General features: G+C 64.3%; 20 protein-coding genes. 14 read left to right on the top strand and 6 right to left on the bottom strand.

Going from position 1 to position 20,756, the window contains the following annotated elements; genetic code table 11:
- Positions 1–85 precede the first annotated feature (85 nt).
- Positions 86–1,702 carry a thiolase family protein gene (locus tag GMST_RS10945; protein WP_183354687.1) on the bottom strand — a complete coding sequence of 539 codons (1,617 nt, stop codon included), beginning with the start codon at positions 1,700–1,702 and terminating at the stop codon, positions 86–88.
- Between the two features lie 120 nt (positions 1,703–1,822).
- Here GMST_RS10945 and GMST_RS10940 point away from each other — a divergent pair, with 120 nt between their 5' ends.
- The 14 genes from GMST_RS10940 (at position 1,823) to GMST_RS10875 (ending at position 13,916) form a co-directional block, all read left to right on the top strand.
- Complete coding sequence (locus GMST_RS10940; protein ID WP_183354686.1) at positions 1,823–2,176, top strand: VOC family protein; 354 nt, start codon at positions 1,823–1,825, stop codon at positions 2,174–2,176.
- Positions 2,176–2,643, top strand: coding sequence for a WbuC family cupin fold metalloprotein (locus GMST_RS10935; RefSeq protein WP_183354685.1), 468 nt, complete (start codon positions 2,176–2,178; stop codon positions 2,641–2,643). The genes GMST_RS10940 and GMST_RS10935 overlap by 1 nt, the downstream gene beginning before the upstream one ends.
- A gap of 3 nt (positions 2,644–2,646) precedes the next feature.
- Complete coding sequence (locus tag GMST_RS10930) at positions 2,647–3,201, top strand: SH3 domain-containing protein (protein WP_183354684.1); 555 nt, start codon at positions 2,647–2,649, stop codon at positions 3,199–3,201.
- A gap of 257 nt (positions 3,202–3,458) precedes the next feature.
- Entirely contained in the window at positions 3,459–4,763 is a 1,305-nt protein-coding gene (locus GMST_RS10925) for a pyridoxal phosphate-dependent aminotransferase (RefSeq protein ID WP_183354683.1), read from the top strand.
- Between the two features lie 265 nt (positions 4,764–5,028).
- Positions 5,029–5,868: a CheR family methyltransferase gene (locus GMST_RS10920; protein ID WP_183354682.1), complete on the top strand. Its 840-nt coding sequence runs from the start codon at positions 5,029–5,031 to the stop codon at positions 5,866–5,868.
- Positions 5,869–5,949: 81 nt separating this feature from the next.
- Positions 5,950–7,260 (top strand): methyl-accepting chemotaxis protein, encoded by a 1,311-nt coding sequence (locus tag GMST_RS10915; RefSeq protein ID WP_183354681.1) that lies wholly within the window; start codon positions 5,950–5,952, stop codon positions 7,258–7,260.
- Positions 7,260–7,685: a chemotaxis protein CheW gene (locus tag GMST_RS10910; protein WP_246399395.1), complete on the top strand. Its 426-nt coding sequence runs from the start codon at positions 7,260–7,262 to the stop codon at positions 7,683–7,685. The genes GMST_RS10915 and GMST_RS10910 overlap by 1 nt, the downstream gene beginning before the upstream one ends.
- 68 nt (positions 7,686–7,753) lie before the next feature.
- Positions 7,754–8,119, top strand: a complete 366-nt coding sequence (locus GMST_RS10905; RefSeq protein ID WP_183354679.1) for a response regulator — start codon at positions 7,754–7,756, stop codon at positions 8,117–8,119.
- Between the two features lie 3 nt (positions 8,120–8,122).
- Positions 8,123–9,820, top strand: a complete 1,698-nt coding sequence (locus tag GMST_RS10900; protein ID WP_183354678.1) for a chemotaxis protein CheA — start codon at positions 8,123–8,125, stop codon at positions 9,818–9,820.
- Positions 9,817–10,452, top strand: a complete 636-nt coding sequence (locus tag GMST_RS10895; RefSeq protein ID WP_183354677.1) for a chemotaxis protein CheC — start codon at positions 9,817–9,819, stop codon at positions 10,450–10,452. The genes GMST_RS10900 and GMST_RS10895 overlap by 4 nt, the downstream gene beginning before the upstream one ends.
- Positions 10,453–10,613: 161 nt before the next feature.
- Positions 10,614–11,321: a LolA family protein gene (locus tag GMST_RS10890; protein WP_183354676.1), complete on the top strand. Its 708-nt coding sequence runs from the start codon at positions 10,614–10,616 to the stop codon at positions 11,319–11,321.
- Between the two features lie 135 nt (positions 11,322–11,456).
- Positions 11,457–11,942 (top strand): YajQ family cyclic di-GMP-binding protein, encoded by a 486-nt coding sequence (locus GMST_RS10885; RefSeq protein ID WP_183354675.1) that lies wholly within the window; start codon positions 11,457–11,459, stop codon positions 11,940–11,942.
- A 123-nt stretch (positions 11,943–12,065) separates the two neighbouring features.
- Positions 12,066–13,412 carry a 30S ribosomal protein S12 methylthiotransferase RimO gene (gene rimO / locus GMST_RS10880; protein ID WP_183354674.1) on the top strand — a complete coding sequence of 449 codons (1,347 nt, stop codon included), beginning with the start codon at positions 12,066–12,068 and terminating at the stop codon, positions 13,410–13,412.
- A gap of 84 nt (positions 13,413–13,496) precedes the next feature.
- Positions 13,497–13,916, top strand: a complete 420-nt coding sequence (locus GMST_RS10875; RefSeq protein ID WP_183354673.1) for a TraR/DksA family transcriptional regulator — start codon at positions 13,497–13,499, stop codon at positions 13,914–13,916.
- Positions 13,917–14,361: 445 nt separating this feature from the next.
- Here GMST_RS10875 and GMST_RS10870 read toward each other — a convergent pair whose 3' ends face one another.
- The 5 genes from GMST_RS10870 to GMST_RS10850 all read right to left on the bottom strand — a co-directional run bounded on the left by GMST_RS10870 (position 14,362) and on the right by GMST_RS10850 (position 20,550).
- Positions 14,362–15,360 carry a 4Fe-4S binding protein gene (locus tag GMST_RS10870; protein ID WP_183354672.1) on the bottom strand — a complete coding sequence of 333 codons (999 nt, stop codon included), beginning with the start codon at positions 15,358–15,360 and terminating at the stop codon, positions 14,362–14,364.
- 181 nt (positions 15,361–15,541) lie between these two features.
- Positions 15,542–16,309, bottom strand: a complete 768-nt coding sequence (gene ttcA / locus GMST_RS10865) for a tRNA 2-thiocytidine(32) synthetase TtcA (protein WP_183354671.1) — start codon at positions 16,307–16,309, stop codon at positions 15,542–15,544.
- Between the two features lie 48 nt (positions 16,310–16,357).
- Entirely contained in the window at positions 16,358–17,032 is a 675-nt protein-coding gene (locus tag GMST_RS10860; RefSeq protein WP_183354670.1) for a ferredoxin-like domain-containing protein, read from the bottom strand.
- A 36-nt stretch (positions 17,033–17,068) separates the two neighbouring features.
- Positions 17,069–18,904 carry a bifunctional homocysteine S-methyltransferase/methylenetetrahydrofolate reductase gene (locus GMST_RS10855; protein ID WP_183354669.1) on the bottom strand — a complete coding sequence of 612 codons (1,836 nt, stop codon included), beginning with the start codon at positions 18,902–18,904 and terminating at the stop codon, positions 17,069–17,071.
- The gene (locus tag GMST_RS10850) at positions 18,904–20,550 is read right to left on the bottom strand and encodes a putative manganese-dependent inorganic diphosphatase (RefSeq protein WP_183354668.1); all 1,647 of its coding nucleotides are present in this window, start codon (positions 20,548–20,550) and stop codon (positions 18,904–18,906) included. The genes GMST_RS10855 and GMST_RS10850 overlap by 1 nt, the downstream gene beginning before the upstream one ends.
- Positions 20,551–20,756: the final 206 nt, after the last annotated feature.

The following is a 20,756-nucleotide window of genomic DNA, read 5'->3' as shown; positions in this document are numbered from 1 at the left end:
TCCGTCGCGTCTGATCGTAAAGTAAAAGCGCGCACACTATACCTGTAGGCGCGCGCTGACGCAACGCCAAAGCGCGGGCCCCCCGTTACGGCTGGGGAGCCCCGCCTCCGGTGAGTTTTTTCCAGCCGTTACCGGCCAATTCCAGCATCCCGTTCCAGGTGCGCTGGTAGAAGCGGCGCACCGGTATCCGGTTCACCAGGATCTCCTCGCCGTTTCTCTCCAGGGTCACCCCGTCCCCCGGAGCGAGGCGGGCCACCTCGTCGCAGTGCTCGCCGCCGATGCCGAACAAGAACGAGTACCTTCCGCCGGCCGCGGCGCAGGAGACCACGATGATGACCGCCTCGGGCGCCCCGGTCTTGAAGTTGAAGCGGGTGGTGGCGGTCACGAAGCGCCCCTCCATCCTCCCCGGGGCCCCCATGAGCTCGGCCAGGTTTACCTGCTTGGGCTTCAGGTGTCCCAACTGCGGCAGCCCCCAGCTCTTCACCTCCGGCCGCGGCCGGTTCCGGTAGTGACTGGTCCGCTCCAAAAGCGTCACCACGTTGTTGTTGATCGGCCCCCCGATGGAATGGGCGAGCCCCGCCTGGAAGGCTCCGGAGGTGATCAGCCGGTGGTTCTCCACGATCTGGATCATCCCGGTCGCCCCCAGCGGATGGCCGCGCCCCTTGAGGCCGCCGGTCACGTTGGTCGGGAAGGCGCCGTTTAACCCGGTGATCTCGTCGTTCAAGAGCACCTCAACCAGGCGGCGCCTCGGCACGAAGCCGAGATCGACCATGTTCACCGGGCCGAAGCCGTTGAAGGGGTCGTGCATGTTCACGTGGATCTTCCCGGCGAACCTGGTGATGTCCCTGATCCCCGCCATGGAGTACGCCTCGGCGGCGGCGCGCACCGTGGCCGGGAAGGAGTGGAAGTAGGGGCGGTCGGCGATGGTCGGGATGTCGGTCGCGCTCCCCACGCCGGAGACGATCACCTCGTGGGGGGTGGCGCTCAAGAGGACTGCGGCGACCCCGTCGGACATCGGGCAGAAGTCGTGGTAGCGCAGGGGCCACCAGTAGCGGTAGTTCTTCCCGTCCACGATCTGCCGGTAGTACTCCTCGAGCGGGATCTCGAAGTTCAGGTGCGCGTCGGGGTTCTTGGCGGCGAAGCGGTGCGAGCGCTGGGTCAGAAGCGCCGAGAAGGCTGTCCACTCCTCCTCGGAGAGCTTCAGGCGCTCCATGAGCGAGCGCGCCACCAAGGCGCCGCAGGCGGGCATGGTGAGGCCGAACTCCGCCTCGTCCCTGTCGATCACCCCGGCGACGATGCGGGTGGCTTGCGCGGTCGGGACGTCGCTCATCTTCTGGATCCCCAGCGCGAGCACGTGGTCGCAGCGCCCCGAGGCAATCTGCAGGTAGGCGTACTCAAGCGCCGAGGCGCCCGAGGAAGAGGCGGTGTCGATGAGCACCGACTTGGCGCCTGAAATCCCCAGCACCCCCGCCACCTTGGCCGCGGTGTTGTCCACCCCGGAAAAGGCGACCGGGTTCTGGCAGCCGACCACGACCGCGTCGATGTCCTGGCGCCTCAGGCGGCTCCCGGAAAAGACCTCGCCGGCCTTCTCGGCCATCTCCAGAAAGCTCAGCCCCTCGCGCTCGCGGCCGTTGTAGCGCCCGACCGGTGCCATATAGGAGGAGGCGACGTAGACCTCCCTGGGTACGAATCTCTGCCCCACGATACCCCCCTGTTAAGGGCGCGCCTGGTGCGCTCGCGCGGCTCAATAACTCTTGCCAGCGCCGGCCCTCTCTGCTATGTATTAAAACGCTGTCACAACATAACATCGAAGGTGGTTCTCATGGTAGAAAAAATGAAGAACGTGGTGGTTTTCGTTCGCGATTTTCCCGCAGCCCGCACCTTTTACCGGGAGTGGCTGGGTCTTGCTGTCGGGCAGGAGACCGAGTTCATGATGGAGTTTTTGACCGGCCAGGGGACCACGCTGGGGGTCGCCACTGCCCTGCACGAGGACGCCCAGAAGCTGGTGGGGCGCCACACCGGCATCACCTTCACCGTGAAGGGGTTGGAGGAGTTCTGCGCCCGCCTGCAGGAAAAAGGGGCCCGCTTCACCGAGCCCCTGGAGATCACCCCCTGGGGCAAGATGGCGGTCGTCGCCGACCCGGACGGCAACGAGTTCGCCCTGGTGGAGGGGTAATGCAAGTCGTCGATACCACGTTGCTGGACCAGGTCACGGCCCAGGCCCGCACCGCGCCCCGCCTGAGGAAGAACCACAACCTGCATAAAAGCGACGCCTCCTGCTGCCATCGGCTGTTAAACGCGATCGAGCCGGGGACCTACATCCGCCCGCACCGGCACCTCGACGTCGAGAAGGACGAGACCTTCGTCTGCCTGCGCGGGCGCCTCGGCGTCGTCACCTTCGATGAAAAGGGCGAGGTCCAGGAAAGCGTGCTGCTCGAGGCCTGCGGGGAAAAGCTCGCGGCGGACGTGCCGCACGGCACCTACCACACCGCGGTGTCGCTTGAACCGGGGACCATCTTCTTCGAGGCGAAGGCCGGCCCCTACCTCCCGCTCTTAACCGACGAGAAGGGGGAGTTCGCCCCCGAAGAGGGGAGCCCCGAGGCCGCCCAGTACCTCGCGCGCCTGACCGCGCTCTTCGCCTAGACCATGCGCTACGTTATTCTCCTGACCACCGCCTGCCTCATCGCCGCCACCGCCTGGGCCGCGGCTCCCTTGCGCCCCTACAGCGGCTGCGGGGTGCTCTTGGCCCAGAACGCGCCGGGCCCGGAGGCGTCCCCGCTCCCCTTTTACGCGGAACCGGGACTTGAGCGCCTGGCAGAGCTCGACCTGGGCGCGCTCCCCCGGCTTTCCGGCGACCGCGAGCATCCGGTCCTCGCGGTGTACGCCACCAAGGGGAGCTGGCTCAAACTCGCCTGGGACGACGCCGGACGCGCCGGCTGGGTGGAAGGGGCGCGCGCCTGGGAGTACCGCAGCTGGGACGACTACCTCGTCGGCCGCCAGGTGAAGGTGCTTCCCGGGCTCAAAAAGAACCTCTATGCCCTGAAGGGGGCGCCGCGCGAGGCAAGCGCCGACGCCGGGAGCGTGAGCCGGGACCAGCGGGTGCGCGTCGTCCAGGTGGCCGAGGACTGGGTGCGCCTGGAGCGCCCGGCGGGGTGGCTGCGCTGGCGCGATGCCGACGGCCGCCTCACCGTTTCCCCCTGATTTTTTCCCAGACAAAAATCGTTGACTTTCCCCTGACCGCATGGTATTCGAGTTAGCCATGAATACGAACAGCGTTACATTGAGTGGCAGTGTCCATTCGTCGGCAGCAGCGGCCAAACCTTAACGGAGCCGCCACTGCTGATTCAAAACTAGAATTTTGACTGAAGGCCGTGGGGGACACCCACGGCCTTTTTTCGTTGTAACAGCTTTTTATAATTCACACATACCAAATCAATGTTTCATGGGGGAAAACAGAGATGCGTAACGACATTGTGGCTCCCGGAGCCGGAGAACTGACCTACGAAATCAGGAACATCGTCAACGTCGCCGAGAAGGTCCAGCGTTTCGGGGTGAAGATCAACTGGGAGAACATCGGCGACCCGATCGTGAAGGGCGAGGTGATCCCCGCCTGGATGAAGGAGATCGTGGCTGGCGCCGCGATGGAAGACGACAGTTACGCCTACTGCCCGACCCGCGGCGTCCTGGAGACCCGCGAGTTCGTCTGCGCCCTCACCAACGCCCGCGGCGGCGCCCAGATCACCCCCGACGACATCATCTTCTTCAACGGGCTGGGCGACGCGATCGCCAAGGTGTACGGCAACCTGCGCCCCGAAAGCCGGGTCCTCATGCCCTCGCCGACCTACACCACCCACTCCATCGGCGAGGCCGCCCATGCCAACGCGATTCCGGTCTGCTACCGCTTGAAGCCGGAGGACAACTGGTATCCGGACATGGAAGACCTGGAGTGCCACGTAAAGTACAACCCGCAGATCTCCGGGATCATGCTCATCAACCCGGACAACCCGACCGGCATGGTCTACCCCGTCGAGGTGCTGAAGCAGATCGTCGCCATCGCGAAGGCCTACGACCTCTTCATCATCGCCGACGAGGTCTACTCCAACATCGTCTACAACGGCGAGAAGACCGTCCCCATCTCCGACGTGATCGGCGAGGTGCCGGCCATCGCCATGAAAGGGATCTCCAAGGAGCTCCCCTGGCCCGGTTCGCGCTGCGGCTGGATTGAGGTCTACAACGGCAACCGCGACCCGCGCTTCAAGAAGTTCGTCAACGCGATCCTCTCCTCCAAGATGAACGAGGTCTGCTCCACGACGCTCCCCCAGCGCTGTCTGCCGGCCATCATGAAGCACCCCGAGTACCAGGTCTACCTGAAGGAGCGCATCGAGCGCTACGAGCGGATGAGCAACATCACCTACGACGCACTGAAAAAGGTGCCGGGGCTCGCGGTGAACCGCACCAACGGCGCCTTCTACATGGCGGTCCCCTTCAAGGAGGGGGTGCTGAACGGCCGCCAGTCGCTCCCCATCGAGAACGCCGAGGTGCGCGAGCTGGTGGAGGGGATCGTGAACCAGCCGGGTGTTGCGCCGGACAAGCGCTTCGTCTACTACGTGCTGGCCCACACCGGGATCTGCGTGGTGCCGCTCTCCTCCTTCAACACGAACCTCTTGGGCTTCCGGGTCACCCTCCTGGAGCGCGACGAGAAGGAGTGCCGCCGGATCTACGGCACCCTCACCGAGAAGATCGCCCAGTACCTGGCCTCCTAGGCTCCGCCACAAAAAAAGCCCCGCTCCTTAGGCGGGGCTTTTTTTGTGTGCTGCCCGCTACTCCCCTCGCCTTCCCAAAGAGGGAATCGTCCTCAACCTCAACCGTGTTCCTGCCGAAAAGCCTCGTACCCGTACCGCAATTGACTTTTCCCCTGCAATTTGCTATGGATTCCTGACTCCAGCCGGCGCCCATGAAGAGGTTCCCGATGTCCCCGACCGCACCCGGCGCGCGCCCCCCCGCGACCGCCCCAGATAGTTCCACCGCATGCTGACCGTGCCGCGCGCCATCGATCCGGAAGAGATCTCCCGGGAAACCTTCGACAGCATCGGAAGGATCCTCAAGGACCGCTGCGGCTTCAGCCTTGACGGCTACAAGGACAAGTGCGTCAAACGGCGCATCGGCATCCGGGTGCGCGCCACCCAGTCCCCCACCCCCGAGGCCTACGGCGCTCTGCTTTCCCGCAACAGCAACGAACTCGACCACCTGCTCAAGGTGCTCACCATCCACGTCTCCCATTTTTTCAGGAATCCCACGACCTTCGAAAAGCTGGCCTACGAGATCCTGCCGCTGGTTTTGCGCGAGCGCTGCCTGGACCGGGGGATCCGCGTGGCGAGCGTTGGGTGCGCCAGCGGCGAAGAACCCTACAGCCTCGCGCTCATCATGAAGGAGCAGTTTCCGGACCTGGTGCTGCAGGGCGAGGTGAGCATCGAGGCGAGCGACGTGGACGCCACCACCCTGGAACTGGCGCGGCAGGCCCTCTACCACCCGGACCGCCTGAAGGAGGTGCCGCCCGATCTCATGCGGCGCTGGTTCAGCCGCGAGGGGGAGCGCTACCGCCTGAGCCCGGAGGTCCGCGAGCTGGTGAATTTCTGCCGCACCGACCTGAACGACGAGCCGGCCACCGGCCCCCGCGACCTCATCCTGTGCCGCAACGTGCTGATCTACTTCGAGCGCAGCCGCCAGGAGACCATCCTGAACCGCTTCGCCGACGCGCTGGGGCCGGGAGGGGTCCTGGTATTGGGCAAGTCGGAATCGCTTTTTGCCTCGACGCGCCGCCGCTTCCGGACCATCTGCCCGGTGGAACGGATCTACCAGGTGATCTGAGCCGGGCTCGGCCTTAGGCGCACCGTGCAATCACGTTGTCTCTCCCCTTACGGGATTTTCAGCTAAAGGAGTCTGTCGACCATGTATATCCAGATCGGGTACAAATTCATCCTCGGGTTCCTGGCCGTCATCGCCTGCGTGGCATTCATCCCGGGCTGGGTGAAGCTTTTGAACTACGCCCCGGAGATCACCCAGGTGCTCTCCTACGTGGTCGCGCTCACCATCGGCCTGATCCTCGGCTCCTTCTTCTCCAAGCGCTTCACCCGGAACATCCAGCTGCTGCGCGGTGCGACCGAGGGGATCAGTAACGGCGACCTGGCCCGGGACGTCGAGCTCCCCGGCTCCCGCTTCCCGGACGAGACCAACGACATGGCCCACTCGGTTAACGCCATGCTGGAGAGCCTGCGCGCCCTGGTGCGCCAGATTCGCGCCACCTCCGAGCGGGTCTCCGAGAGCAGCCGCACCCTATCCTCCTCGGCCCTCGAGGTGAACGCCTCCACCGAGGAGGTGGCCCAGGCGATCGAGCAGATCTCGCTGGGTGCCGAGAACCAGGCGGAGATGGTCTCCAAGACCTCCAAGGTGATCCACGACATGGCCATCTCGGTCGACCTGGTGGCCCGCCGCGCCAAGGAGACCGCCAAGGCGGCGCACGAGACGAGCTTCACCGCCCAGCGCGGCGGGGAGCTCGCCAACGACTCGCTCATGCGCATGAAGAGCTTCTTCGACTCGATCGAGCTGATCAGCATCCAGTTCATGGACCTGAACGCCAAGCTGCAGCAGGTGGGGAAGGTGGCGGACTTCATCGTCGACCTGGCCCGCCAGACGAACCTCCTCGCATTGAACGCCTCCATCGAGGCGGCCCGCGCCGGCGAAGCCGGCAAGGGTTTCGGGGTGGTCGCCGAGGAGGTGCGCAAGCTCGCCGACACCAGCGCGAAGTCGGCGACCGACATCGTGGAGATGATCGACGTGGTCAAGCAGGAGAGCCGCCGGCTCCAGGAGACCATCAACGACAGTTCCAAGAGCGTGGGGGCCGGCAAGAAGAACCTCGACACCACCGCCGACTCGTTCCAGCAGATCCTGGCCACGGTCGTGGAGACCGAGCGCCGCGCCAACTCCATCGCCGACCTGTCGCAGATGCAGACCACCGGCGCCGAGAAGATGGTGACCATGATGGACGAGATCTCCAAGATAGCCGAGGACAACGCCGCCTCCACCGAGGAGGTTTCCGCCGCCACCGAAGAGCAGTCGGCGGCGATGCAGGAGATGGTCTACCAGACCCAGGAACTCGCGAAACTTGCGGACGAGCTTTTGCATTCGGTGGAGCGCTTCAGGCTCGACGACTCCGAGCCCGCCGTCCCCGTGGCACTCGCCCAGACGGACGAGGACGCGTGATGGAGGAGCGCCTGCTTCTCTTCACGCTGCACGGGAAGGGCTACGCCTTCGAACTCCAGGAGGTGGCCGAGGTCATGGAGCCCCTGGAGAGCTACCCGATACCCAAGGCGCCGCCCCACTTCGTCGGGCTCATCAACTTCCACGGCGCACTCACCGCGCTGGTCGACCTGAGGCTCTACCTCGGCCAGGGGCGCCAGACGCGCAACCAGGGGAAGGTCCTGGTGCTCGACACGCGGCTCGCCGGCCTGGCACTCTGGGTGGACGGGGTCCAGTCCGTGGTGCCGGCCTCCACGGTCCTCGCCCGCAGCGCCGGCGACGGCGGTCTCTGGGACGAGGTCCTCGAGACGGCACAGGGGGCGTACCGGCTCCTCAGGGTGGGGACGCTGCTCGACTCCCTGGAAAAGGGGCTGGCCGGCTCGGCCTGACCCGGGCGGCGGCGCCGCCCTCGCGGGGAAAGCGGGCAACAGATCACGCGCAGGTCCAGGAGGAGTAAATGGCCACCACGGTCATGGTAGTCGACGATTCGCTGTTTATGAGAAAGATGCTGCGCGACCTATTGGAAGGACAGGGGTACCAGGTGGTGGCCGAGGCCGCCGACGGCAACGAGGCGGTGGCCCGCTTCCGGGAAAGCTCCCCCGAGCTGGTCACCCTGGACATCGTGATGCCCAACAAAAGCGGCATCGAGGCGCTCGCAGAGATCATGGCGCTCGACCCCGCCGCCCGCGTGGTGATGTGCAGCGCGGTGGGCCAGGAATCGATGACCCAGGCCGCCAGTGAGGCCGGAGCCAGGGCGTTCATACTCAAACCCTTCAATCCCGAGCACGTGGTCCAGGTGCTCCGGGACGTCTGCGGGGGATAACACATGGACATGTCGCAGTACCGCAGCCTCTTTCTGTCCGAGGCCCGGGAGTACCTGAGGGCCATCAACGAGACCGTGGTCGGGCTCGAAGAGCGTCCCGAGGACCGCGCCGGGATCGACACCCTGTTTCGGGGGGCCCACTCCCTGAAGGGGATGGCTGCGTCCATGGAGTACGGCGACGTCGTCGAGGTGGCCCACCGCATGGAGGACCTGATGCTCCGGGTCCGCGACCAGGGGCTCGTCTTCGACTCCGGCGTGGCTGACCTCCTTTTGGAGGGGAGCGACCTCATCGAGCGGATGCTGGTCGACCTGGAGGCGGGGCGGGAGCCGCGCACCCCGGCGGGGGACCTGCCGGAGCGGCTGGCGAGCTACACGCCGGCCCCGCCAGCTCCCCGGTCGGCAGCGGAACCGGTCCCGACTCCGAGCGCACAGCCGTCGCCAGCCACAGCCGTTGCGAGCGCCGCAGCCGCACCGGCAGCTGCACCGGCAGCCGCACCGGCTGCCGAGCCGTCCCCGGGCCCAGCGCCCGCCGAGCCCGAGCGCGCCAAGGAACTCGAGGTGACCAGCGTTCGGGTGAAGACCGAGCTTTTGGACCACCTGGCCAACCTGACCGGCGAACTGATCACCAACAAGAACCGGCTCCTGAGCATCAACCGGGACCTCTCCTCTCCCCAGCTGGGCGAGGCCGTGGGGGAGACCGCCAAGCTCTTGCGCGCCCTGCACGACGAGGTGATGAAGGTGCGCCTGATGCCCTTCGAGGCGATCGCCGACCGTTTCCAGCGCTCGGTGCGGGCCCTCGCCAAAAAAAGCGGCAAGGAGCTCCACTTCGAGATCGTGGGGCGCGAGATAGGTCTCGACCGCAGCATCCTGGAGAGCCTGGTCGATCCCATCAACCACATGCTGCGTAACGCCGTGGACCACGGCATGGAGGAGAGTTCCGACCGCGTGGCGGCCGGCAAGCCGGCCCGGGGCGTGGTGCGGCTCTCGGTGGCCCGGGACCGGGACCGCGTGCTGGTGACGGTAAGCGACGACGGCCGCGGCATGGTCCCCGAGCGGATGATCGCCTCGGCGATCCGCAAAGGGCTCATCTCCCCCGAAGAGGCGGGGCAGCTCTCGCCGCGCCAGGCGCTCATGCTCTCCTGCATCCCCGGGTTCTCCACGGCGCGCGAGGTGACCGACGTCTCCGGTCGCGGCGTCGGCATGGACGCGGTGAACGCCTCGATCCAGAAACTGGGCGGGACGCTCGCCATCGAGAGCGAACCGGGCAAAGGGACCAGTTTCACCCTCACCCTCCCCATGACCATCGCCATCATCCACGCGCTGGTGGTGCAGTGCGGTCCCATCAAGGGGGCGGTGCCGGTCACTGCGGTACTGCGCACCTTCGAATTGCGGCGCCACCAGATGGCCACGGTCGGCAACCGTCCCGTTTTCCACCTGGACGACGAGGCGCTGCCGCTTTTGAGCCTGAACCGTGCCCTGGGGCTCCCCTTGGGGCGTTTCCCCGACGGCATCGTGCCGCTTTTCGTGACCGAGGCGAAGGGACGGCGGGTCGGCATCGTGGTGGACCGGCTCCTCGGGCAGCACGAACTCTACATAAAGCCGCTTGGTCGGCCGCTCTCCAAACTCCCGGGGCTGGGGGGCGGGGCGGTCCTTGGGGACGGCGAACTGATAACCCTGCTGGACATCGCGGATCTCCTATGAACCCCAAGGGAACCTTCCAGGCAATCGCTGCACCGCTCATCCTGCGTGATGGCGACCCCGCCCCCTTCAAAACCGCCGCAGCAATCGCCCTGCGCCAGGCCGCCGGCGCGCTGGAGCAACTCCTGGGCGCACCGGTCCGCTGCGAAGAGCCGCGCCTGGGCCAGCCTGACGCCCTGCCGGCATCGGGAACAGCGGCGCACTCCGACGCGGCAACCCTGCTCAGCCTGCAGATACTCGGAGACCTCCCCGGCAGTTTCAGCGTCGTGCTGAGCGCCGCGAGCACCCGGCGCATCCTCGAATTACTCCTCCACGAGCCGGCAGCGCCGAAACATCCCCTTTCCGAGCTGGAACTCTCGGCCCTGCAGGAGGTCGGCAACATCCTCGGCTCCGCCTGCCTCAACGCCTTGGGCGAAGCGCTGCACCTCCCGCTGCTCCCGTCCCCCCCGGTCCTCAGGCAGGGGGAGGCAGGGGCACTCGTGGCGGTCGCACTCGGCGAAGCGCCGGCCGCGGCGGCAGCCGTGATTCTCGAGGCTCGCGTCCTTATCGACGGGGAATCCTGCCCCGGCAGCATCTACCTGGCTCCCAAGGCCGCCTCCTGGCAGGTCGTTCCGGGCGCCGGCGCCGCCAACTAAAAGAAGTTGCGTGGCTTCGGGTTGTATGGCAGAATGGCCGGTCATGTCGCCCTAGGAGTACGCCGGGTCCCAGCCCGCGTGCCGCGTCGGGCTCAAAAGCAGCGTACCAAGCAGGCCGAGGCGACAGAGTGTCGCCTTTGCAGCTTCTCGGGGGAGAAAAAATGAGCGTTACCAGAATTGCCGTCCTTACCAGTGTCCTGATCGCCTTCGCAGCCTCGCTCTGCTCCGCCGCCGACCTGAACCAGGTGGTGCGCACCCTCGAGCAGGGGTACGCCACGCTCAACGACGTGCAGGCCGACTTCAGCCAGAGAAGCACCATAAGCGCGATGAAGCGCGAAGAGAAGGGGGGCGGCGAGCTCTTCATCAAGAAAGGCGGCGGCAAGGACGCCATGTTCCGCTTCAACTACACCAAGCCCAAGCAGCAGATCGTCTGCAACGGCAAGAAGGTCTGGTACTACCTGCCGGACCAGAAGCAGGTCATGGTGATGGACCTGGCGCAGATGTTCGCCGGCGGCAACGCGGTCGCGCTCAACTACCTGACCGGCATGGGCCACGTCTCCAAGGACTTCAACATCGCCTTCGGCACCGAGCAGAAGGACAAGAAAGGGAACTACGTTCTCGAGCTCACCCCGAAGCAGAAGAACCCGGCCATGGCGAAGCTGCAGCTCACCATCCAGGCCGCAGCCGTGGACCAGTTCGTCGCCAAGGGGCACCCGAGCACGCCGTTTCCCATCGTCTCCTCGATGGTGACCGACCCGACCGGCAACACCACCCGGATCGAGTACAGCAACGTGAGGCCCAACCGCGGCGTGGACTCCGGCAAGTTCACCTTCAAGGTCCCCTCGGGGGTCGAGGTCATAAAGCGGTAAGGCGAGGTTGAGGCAACGCTCTGAGCACTCGGGCGAGCCCGCCGCGATCAAGCAACACATAACAGGGTTCAGGACTGCTTGCAGGTTTTCCAAACCTCAACCTGACCTCGACCCGATTCTTTTCAGGAGGTTCGCATGCCGTCGTTTGACATCGTTTCCAAGGTGGAAATGCAGGAGGTTGACAACGCGATCAACCAGACCGTGAAGGAGATCGGCCAGCGCTACGACTTCAAGGGGTCCAAGAGCGAGGTGACCCTCGAGAAGGAGACCGTAAAGGTCCTGGCGGATGACGACTTCCGCCTCAAGGCCATCATCGACATCCTCCAGTCCAAGTTCATCAAGCGCAACATCTCCCCCAAGGCGCTGCAGTACGGCAAGGTCGAGCAGGCCTCCGGCGGGATGGTGCGGCAGATCATCACCCTGCAGGTCGGCATCTCCAAGGAGAAAGCCAAGGAGATCGGCCAGGTCATCAAGGAGAGCAAGCTTAAGGTCCAAAGCCAGATCCAGGACGACCAGGTGCGCGTCACCGGCAAGAACATCGACGACCTGCAGGCCATCATCGCCCTGCTCAAGGGAAAGGACCTGGAGATCGACATGCAGTTCGTCAACTTCAGGAGCTAGAGGCAGGGGCTAGGGGCTGGGGCCTAAGGTCCGTCCGTCCATCCAGTCCCTTCCGTCCCTTTAGTCCCAAACAGTTTCACGGCAGCACTCAACAGTTAAGCCGTTTACCCAAGGAGTATTTTTTTGAGCGAGAAGAAAACCGAAAAAGTGAGCCTGGTCAGCCTGGGCTGCCCCAAGAACCTGGTCGATGCCGAGGTCATGCTCGGGTACCTGGCGCAGGCCGGTTTCGAGGTAACGACCGACGAGATGCAGGCGGACATCATCATCGTCAACACCTGCTCCTTCATAAAAGAGGCCAAGCAGGAGAGCATCGACACCATCCTCGACCTGGCCGACCGCAAGCACGACGGCAACTGCAACCTCTTGATCGTGACCGGTTGCCTCCCCCAGCGCTACCAGGAGGAACTGGCCCGCGAACTCCCCGAGGTCGATATCTTCGTCGGCACCGGCGACTACCCGCGCATCGTCGAGATTGTTGCCGAGAAGCGCGGCAGCACCGAACAGCTCTGCTACACCGGCGACCCCAACTTCGTCTACAACGACGAGTTGCCGCGCATGCAGTCCTCGCCGCACTACACCGCCTACCTGAAGATCGCCGAAGGGTGCTCGAACCGCTGCTCCTACTGCGTGATCCCGTCCTTGCGCGGCGACCACCGCTCGCGCCCGCTGCAGAGCCTGCTCCAGGAAGCAGCCGGACTGGTCGCCGGCGGCGTCAAGGAACTCAACCTGATCGCCCAGGACATCACCGCCTACGGCAAGGACCTCGTAGACAAGCCGACGCTCGAACAGCTGGTCCAGGAACTCGCCAAGATGGAGGGGCTCAAGTGGATCCGCCTCCTCTACGCCTACCCGGACGGGGTCACCGACTCGCTCATCCAGCTCATGAAAAACGAGCCCAAGGTCTGCAAGTACCTGGACCTCCCCATCCAGCACATCAGCGATCCGATCCTGAAGCGCATGGGGCGGCGCAGCGGCGAGGCGCAGATCCGCGAACTGATCACGAAGCTCAGGACCGAGATCCCGGACATCGCCATCAGGACCTCGCTCATCGTCGGTTTCCCGGGCGAGACCAACGAGGACTTCAAGACCCTTTTGCAGTACGTCGAGGAGACCCGTTTCGACCGCCTGGGCGTCTTCTGCTACTCGCGTGAAGAGGGAACCCCGGCAGCGGAGATGCCGGACCAGGTTTCCGAGCGCGTCAAGCGCGAGCGTCACAAAAAACTGATGCGCACCCAGGCGCGGGTTTCCTTCAAGCACAACCGCACCCTGGTCGATAGTGAAGAAGAGGTACTGGTTGAGGGTTACAGCGAGGAGACCGAACTGCTGTTGAGGGGACGTTCCTCGCGCCAGGCGCCCGACGTGGACGGGCAGGTTTATATCACTGCAGGGAATGCCAATGTGGGCGATATTGTCCGATTGAAGATCACCGACTCGTCAGATTACGACTTGATCGGTGAGATAGTGCAGTAAGGGCTTTTGACTTGACATGACCCTTTAATGCTGTATTATTGCGTCGCCTTTTAGGGCACCTCGAATAAACGGAGTGGAGTATACATGACTGAAAAACCCGAAGAATTGAAAGCGATGCTTCTTAAGATGAAGGAAGAAACGCTTAAAGAGATCAACAAAACGGTTAAGTCCGGATCTGATATTCCGGTGAATGAACCCAGTGGTGACATTTACGACCAGGCATCCAGTGAACGCGATCGTGAACTGGGTCTGCTTCTGGGCGACCGTGAGCGTGAGAAACTGCGCAACATAGATGAAGCACTGCTAAGACTTGAAGAAGGTGAATACGGAATTTGTGAAGAGTGTGAAGAAGAGATTCCCATCGGCAGGTTGAAGATTGTTCCTTTCGCCCGCCATTGTGTGAAGTGCAAGGCCGACCTGGAGAAGCAGCAGGCCCAGACCAAGCGCTTCGAAGAAGACCGCGCCTACCGCGACATCGCGCTGGGCGAGGAAGAAGAAGGATAAGCAGTACATACAGCAACTACAAAGGGACGGCAGCGATGCCGTCCCTTTTTTTGTTCGCAATCATGCGCCCCTACCACTCAAACAAAGGTACGTTCCCCCACAAGGCAGTTGGCGTCACGTCCTCCCCTGGCGGCCCCGCGTCCCCCTCTTTGCGAAGGGACAGGGGGATTTCATCCAGAGTTGCCACAGTCCGATACGCGCGCCACGAAGGCGAACCGCAAATCCCCTCTGTCTCCCCTTCGCAAAGGGGAGGACGTAAGGCCGCCGGCAGTGCTCTAGAGCGACTCTTGCCAGTTTCCCCGGAATTCCTGGATGGACCTTTTGTGAAGGAGTGACGGGGGTGGATTTGCAGTTGTTTTGGCGTTTTTCCAGCGCCCCCCCAAACAAAAACGTCCCGCCGGTAGAACCCCGGCGGGACGTTTCATTTTTCTTGCGATCACAGGGCTTAATGGCTGATGCGGTCCGCCTCGTTGATGAGCCTCTGGTACTCCGCCTTGGGGATCGAGGTGTGCCAGTGCCCGGTAATACGCGCCAGGAGCGTGCTCCCGATAAAGACCCCGACCACCACTGCGGCGAACACCGCCCCGCTCACCACCTTCCCGCCCTTAAGCCGCACCTGCAAAGCCTCCGGCTTCGGGCAGCTCGACACGCAGCGCAGGCAGCCGATGCACTCCTCCGACTTCACCCGCTCGCCGTGCATCACGTCCAGGTACGAAGGGCAGGCCCTGTTGCAGCCGCCGCAGGAGATGCAGGCCTTGGCACAGCGTTCCACTTTGGCCGGAGAGAAGCGCGACACCAGCCCGAGCAGCGCGCCGTACGGGCAGAGAAAGCGGCAAAACGGGTTGCGTAAGAAGAAGGAGAGGAGCAAAAGCCCGGAGATCACCAGCAGCGGCGTCCCGGACATGTGCAGGAAGAAGTCGAGCATCTTGATGTCGGCCGTCTTGTTGTAGTCACCCACGATGAAGTCGCGCACGCTGTCCGGCGACATCACGACCAGGATCGATCCGACGAAGAAGACCAACAGCAGGTACTTTATCGGCCGCAGCAGCCAGTCGGCCCAGAGCCAGAGACGGAAGTTCTTCCCGAACACCTTGGTGCCGACCTTCCAGCACACCTCAGTCAGCGTAGAGACCGGACAGATCCAGGAACAGAACGAGCGCTTCATGAGCCAGGAAACGGCGATGACCGCAAGGAAGACAACCAGCGCGGCCGGATGGATGTTGTTGATGCTTCCCGAGGTGAGCCATCCCTTGAGGCTCACCAGGGCCGAAATAGGAAGGAAGGCTTCCACGCCATCGGGGCGTTCCACGAACGGCGCTGCCCCGCCGGAGCGGAAATGCAGCACGAAACGGTAGAAGGTTACGCCGAGGTACAGGGAAAACAGGAGGAATCCCCACTGTACTGCCAGTCTGATGCGCTGAATGTTTTTCTCTTTTTGAGCCATGTCCTTTGCGGTCCTTGTGGAGTGGATAATTCAGTTGCGACACTTTCTGTCACACCGTCCTGCTATGGTGAGATCATCACGAAGCAGGGAGGTAGCGTATGGAACCGATGGTCGTTTTAGCACTGGGTATCGTCATCTACTGCGGGTACATCACCGTGAAGGATATCTCCAACGACCTGCGTCAGGAGGGGGTCCTGGTCAGCCCCTTGTCCAGCAAGTGGCGCGGATGGACGTTGGAGAGCGCCTTCAGGAGGCTCTTCTTCACCAAGGGGTTGTCGCGCTCCAAAGTCTCCAGCAGCTCCTTCATCTTCTTGCGCTGCAGGTCCGCCGTGCCGCAGACCGGACAGCAGCAGCACACCACGGGGAAACGGTTGTTGCGCGAGAACGGGATGATCTCCTTCTCCTCGACGTAGACCAGGGGGCGGATCACCGTGGTGACGCCGTTGTCGGCGAGCATGCTGGGCGCCATCGCCTTCAGCGAGCCGACGAAGAACTGGTTCAAAAGCAAGGTCTCGATGAAGTCGTCCATGTGGTGCCCGAGCGCTATCTTGTTGCACCCCATCTGCTGGGCCAGCGTGTAGAGCGTGCCGCGCTTGAGGCGCGCGCAGATGGAGCAGTACGATGAGCCGGGGCGGCGCTTCTCCGAGATGATGTCGTAGTGCGTGGTCTTCTCCATGTGGTAGGCGAAGCCGTGCTCTTTCAGGTGTTCCTCGATGATGTCCGCGCGGTAGCCGCGGTAGCCCGAGTCGATGTTGATCGCCACGAGCTCGTAGCGTACCGGCGCGCGGCGGCGCAGGGTCTCCAGCATGTGCAGCATGGAGTAGGAGTCCTTGCCGCCGGAGACCGCGACGGCGATCCGGTCCCCTTCCGAGATCAGGTCGAAGTCGCTGATCGCCTTGCCGACCCGGTTTTTAATCCTGGTGAAGAGGGCATCCTCAATAAGCGCCACTGGCACCTCCCTTGCGGCGCTCGGCCGACTGCATGTTCTGCCGTACCGTCACGGCTGGCCCGCCTCGCCCAAGACCGCGGCGCGGAACGCCTCGATCCCCATCTTTTCCACCAGCCTTCCCAGGCGCCCTTCCTCTCCCGAACTCTTGTAGAACTCCACGATGCGGGAGACGATATCGAGCACCTGCTCCTGGTCAGCCACGTTGTCTACCAGTTGTTCGCCGATCCGCGGTCGGGGGCCGGCGTTGCCGCCCACCATGATGCGCCAGCCGCGGTTGGTCCCCAGGACGCCGATATCCTTCACGGCGCATTCCGAGCAGGAGAGCAGGCAGCCGGAGATCCCCATCTTCATCTTGTTGGGAAGCCGCATGGCGTGGTAGATGCTGTCCAGTTTGAGGCCGAGACCGGTCGAGTCCTGCACCGCGCGTTTGCACTGCGTGGTGCCCGGGCAGATCCGAACGCTGCGCACGCACAGGCCGATCGGGGCGCCCTGGTCCTGGTTGAGATCCGCCCAGACGGCGTCCAGTTCCTCTTCCTTCACGCCGAAGAGGCCGATGCGCTGTGCCGAGGTAAGTTTCACCGAGAGCCCGTACGTGTCGGCGACGTCGCAGATCTTGCGCAGCGTCGCGGTATCCGTGAACCCGCCCGGGATATGGGGGGCGATGGCGTAGGTTTCCCGGTCCCGCTGCAGGATCGCGCCCTTCTCCAGGATGTCTTTCTTCATCATCTGCTCCTAGCTGCTATTTGAAATTGATGCAGGTCAAGAATTGTGTGGCTGCCGGTCTTTTTCCTTGATGTACGTCACCAGCTCCGTGGCGATTTCGTGCTTGCCGAAGGGGGGGATCAGGTAGAACCCGCCTACCCGATCGAAGATCGCATCGATGAACTCGGAGGCAATGGCAAGCCCCTCCCGCACCCCTTCGTCGCCGCTCTTTCCGGCCATGCGCCGGCGGATCTCGTCGGGGATCACGATCCCCGGCACCTCGTTGTGCAGGAACTCGGCATTGCGGCCGCTCACCAGCGGCAGCACGCCCGGCAGAACCGGGATCCCCAAGGCGGCGGTCAACTCGACCATCTCCTCGGCGCGGGCGATGTCGTAGATCGGCTGGGTCTGGGCAAACTGGGCGCCGTTCGCCACCTTGCGCGCCAACCGCCCCACCTGCACCTCCATCTTCTGCACGTTGGGGTTGAAGGCGGCGCCGATGCTGAAACCGGTTCCGGCTCCGATCGGGTTCCCCAGCGCGTTGACCCCGCGGTTCAGATCGCTCAAGAGCTTGATGAGCGTAAAGGAGTTCAGATCGAAGACCGAGGAGGCGCCGGCATCCTCGCCTAAGTTCGCCGGGTCGCCGGTGACGGCCAGGATCGAGCTGATGCCGAGCAGGCTCGCCCCCATCAGGTCGGACTGCAGGCCGATCAGGTTGCGGTCCCGGCAGGTGACGTGCGCGATCACCTCGATCCCCACCTCGCGGCGCACCAAGGCGGCAAGCGCCAGGTTACCCATGCGCACCCGGGCCAGCGGGTTCTCGGCGAGATTGATGGCATCGGCACCGGCTTCCTTGAGTGCCCGGCTCCCCGCCACCACTTTAGTGCAGTCGAGCCCCTTGGGGGGGTCGAGCTCCACGGTGATCACCTTGCGGGTGCCCCAGTGCGAGAGGAAGCCTTTCCCGGCGCTCGCGGTCCCGGCTCCGACCTGGACGGCTCCCGCGCGGCGGGAGACCTTGCGCACCACCGGCTTGAGACCGGCGAGCTGCCGCGCCACCTCGCGCACGTGCTCCGGGGTAGTACCGCAGCATCCCCCCACCAACGAGGCACCGGCCTCGACCATTTCGCGTGCCATGCCGGCAAAGTAGTCCGGGGTGGCGCGGTAGATGTAGCGCCCGTCCAGGTACTCGGGGAAACCGCTGTTGGGATAGGCGGCAAGGGGAAGGTCGCTCGCCTGCGCCAGGCGCTTCAGGGTCGCGAGCAGTTCCAGCGGTCCCGCTCCGCAGTTGGCGCCGATCAGGTCGGCTCCGGCTGCAGCCAGACGCTGGGCCGCGTCCTCGGCGCTGAAGCCCCCGGTAAGCCTGGCCCCTTCGCCGAACGCCAGGTTCGCCACCACCGGCAGGCCGGTCTCCTTGACGGCCAAGACCGCCAGTTCCAGCTCCTCAAGCTCGGCGAAGGTCTCCAGGATCAGTAGATCTACCCCGCCCTCGGCAAGCGCCAGGGACTGGGTGCGGAAACAGTCGCGGACCTGCTCCGGGCTGAGTTCCGCCTTGCCGCGCCCCAAAGGTCCCAGGCTTCCGGCCACGAAGACGTCTTTTCCGGCGGCAGCCTGCCGGGCCAGTTTCGCCCCCTGCCGGTTGATCTCGGCAACCTTGGCGCCCAGACCGATGGCGTCGAGCTTCACGAAGTTGGCGCCGAAGGTGTTGGTCTCGATGACCTGCGCGCCGGCCGCCAGGTACTCGCCGTGCAAATCCAGCACGAGCTGGGGACGCACCAGGTTCAGGTGCTCGAAGTTCGCCTCCAGCGAAACACCCTTGGCGTAGAGCATGGTGCCGATGGCGCCGTCGCCGACCAGCACCTCCTGCCGTACCCGATCCAGAAACAAAGCGCCCATCAGCGTCCTCCCAGCACCTTGATGAGGTGCGGTACCAGCTGTTTCTTACGCGACATGACCCCTTTCATCTCGAAGATGTGCGGCTCGGGCTGCGGGTAGCCCATGAACCTCAGGTAGGCGTGTCCCCCCTCCATCATGAACATGGTGCTTTCGGTTGCGATGTCGGTAACCATGAGCCCCGCGAGCTCCAGCGACTCCTTCTCGCGCAGGGCCTTCAAAGCCGCCTTCAGCTCGTCCTTCATCGCGTTGAACTCGCTGAAGCCGAAGACCTCCACCTGTCCTACGCCGAAGCGTGCCTCCCCCTGGCTGAAGAGCTTGAAGTCCGAGGTAACGACCCGCTCCGGGCTGCCGTAGCCGGAGAGCGCCCCCGAGGCCGCGAAGATCTCGGCGCCGAAGGACTCCCACTCCAGTCCGGCAAGCTTGGCCAGGCGCTCCACGGCGGCCTGGTCGCGCGAGGTGGTGGTGGGCGACTTGAGGATCACGGTATCGGAGAGGATGCCGGCCAAAAGGAGCGCGGCGACCTTGGGCTCGGGGGTGATGCCGTGCTCCTGGTAGAGCGAGGCGACGATGGTGCAGGTGCTCCCAACCGGTGCGGTGATGAAAGGGATCGGGTTCGTGCTGTGGGCATTTCCCAGCTTGTGGTGGTCGATCACCTCGATGATCTCCAGGTCCTCGGCGCCGGGCACCGACTGGGAGAGCTCGTTGTGGTCCACCAGGATGAGCGCGTAGGGAAGCGGCTGGAAGAGCGACGACTTGGTGGCCACGCCGGCCAGGGTGCCGTCTTCCTCCAGGACCAGTACCGCGGTTTCACCCGAATGCAGCAGCTTCTCCCGCAGGCGCCCCAGGGGTTCACCCACCCCGACGCTCTCGAAGTGGCTCTCCGCCAGGTAGCGGGCCGGCGTGGAGAGGCGGGCCAGCGACACGGTGGCTGCGGTGTCCAGCGGCGTGGTGAGAAGTGCGACACCCTTCTCGGCCGCACGTTCTACGATGTCCGGGGCCACCGCCAGGCCGCCGGTCACCACCAGGACGCGCACCCCGCGCTCGATGGCGTTCAGTTGGATGCTGCGCCGGTCGCCGGTCACCACGATGAGGCTCTCCGGTGCAAAGCGGGCGATCTTGTCGTTGAACGAATCCTCGACCATCGCACCGACGAAGAGGTGCAGGGTCTCCACTTCCTGGTCGGCAGTGCCGGCGAGGAACTCCCCCTCGAGGCAGGCCGCCAACGTCGCGAGCGACGCCCTGACCTGGCGCAGGGAATCCAGCCCGGTCTTCAGGGAGCGCTCGGCGATCTTCAAAAGCGGGATGACGCCTACCGGGCAGCCGGCGGCATCGAGCACCGGCAGGATCCTCACCCCGTTGTGGTGAAATACCTGCAGTGCCTTCAAGAGCGGCTGATCGGCGGAGACGCTCACCGGGATACGTTTGAGCACGTCGCCCACCTTGGGGTGCACATCGGCGAGGTACAGCGGGGCCTCCAGGCCGAGACGGCCCAAAAGCCAGGTCGTCTGCGGGTTCAGCGCGCCGGCCATGGCGGCGGTAACCCCCTCGACGCCAAGGGCGCGTTTGAGTTCGGCGTAGCCGATGGCCGAGGCCACCGAGTCGGTATCCGGGTTGCGGTGCCCGATTACATAGATCTGTTTTTTCATGTCGTCCTGGATTATTTAGTCGTTTTTTTACGAGGACCTGTACTAGAATGGCTCGTTATTAGCAAATTTTAGGTTCTTCCGGGAATTTAGAGAGTCGGCCTACTCCCCCCTCCCCTGACGGGAGGGGGCCGGGGGGTGGGTGAAGCAGCCAGCTGCGATCAGGTGGCGCCTTCCCCCTCACCCTGTCCCTCTCCCGCAAGGGGAGA

The organism is Geomonas silvestris (assembly GCF_014193515.1).
GTDB lineage: Bacteria > Desulfobacterota > Desulfuromonadia > Geobacterales > Geobacteraceae > Geomonas > Geomonas silvestris.
Note: the sequence above shows the minus strand (reverse complement) of the source record. Positions and strands in the feature narration are given on the sequence as shown.

Coding starts and splice junctions, on each gene's coding strand:
- GMST_RS10940 (WP_183354686.1), top strand. CDS start 1,823: ATGGTAGAAAAAATGAAGAACGTGGTGGTTTTCGTTCGCGATTTTCCC.
- GMST_RS10935 (WP_183354685.1), top strand. CDS start 2,176: ATGCAAGTCGTCGATACCACGTTGCTGGACCAGGTCACGGCCCAGGCC.
- GMST_RS10930 (WP_183354684.1), top strand. CDS start 2,647: ATGCGCTACGTTATTCTCCTGACCACCGCCTGCCTCATCGCCGCCACC.
- GMST_RS10925 (WP_183354683.1), top strand. CDS start 3,459: ATGCGTAACGACATTGTGGCTCCCGGAGCCGGAGAACTGACCTACGAA.
- GMST_RS10920 (WP_183354682.1), top strand. CDS start 5,029: ATGCTGACCGTGCCGCGCGCCATCGATCCGGAAGAGATCTCCCGGGAA.
- GMST_RS10915 (WP_183354681.1), top strand. CDS start 5,950: ATGTATATCCAGATCGGGTACAAATTCATCCTCGGGTTCCTGGCCGTC.
- GMST_RS10910 (WP_246399395.1), top strand. CDS start 7,260: ATGGAGGAGCGCCTGCTTCTCTTCACGCTGCACGGGAAGGGCTACGCC.
- GMST_RS10905 (WP_183354679.1), top strand. CDS start 7,754: ATGGCCACCACGGTCATGGTAGTCGACGATTCGCTGTTTATGAGAAAG.
- GMST_RS10900 (WP_183354678.1), top strand. CDS start 8,123: ATGGACATGTCGCAGTACCGCAGCCTCTTTCTGTCCGAGGCCCGGGAG.
- GMST_RS10895 (WP_183354677.1), top strand. CDS start 9,817: ATGAACCCCAAGGGAACCTTCCAGGCAATCGCTGCACCGCTCATCCTG.
- GMST_RS10890 (WP_183354676.1), top strand. CDS start 10,614: ATGAGCGTTACCAGAATTGCCGTCCTTACCAGTGTCCTGATCGCCTTC.
- GMST_RS10885 (WP_183354675.1), top strand. CDS start 11,457: ATGCCGTCGTTTGACATCGTTTCCAAGGTGGAAATGCAGGAGGTTGAC.
- GMST_RS10875 (WP_183354673.1), top strand. CDS start 13,497: ATGACTGAAAAACCCGAAGAATTGAAAGCGATGCTTCTTAAGATGAAG.
- GMST_RS10870 (WP_183354672.1), bottom strand. CDS start 15,360: ATGGCTCAAAAAGAGAAAAACATTCAGCGCATCAGACTGGCAGTACAG.
- GMST_RS10860 (WP_183354670.1), bottom strand. CDS start 17,032: ATGAAGAAAGACATCCTGGAGAAGGGCGCGATCCTGCAGCGGGACCGG.
- GMST_RS10855 (WP_183354669.1), bottom strand. CDS start 18,904: ATGGGCGCTTTGTTTCTGGATCGGGTACGGCAGGAGGTGCTGGTCGGC.
- GMST_RS10850 (WP_183354668.1), bottom strand. CDS start 20,550: ATGAAAAAACAGATCTATGTAATCGGGCACCGCAACCCGGATACCGAC.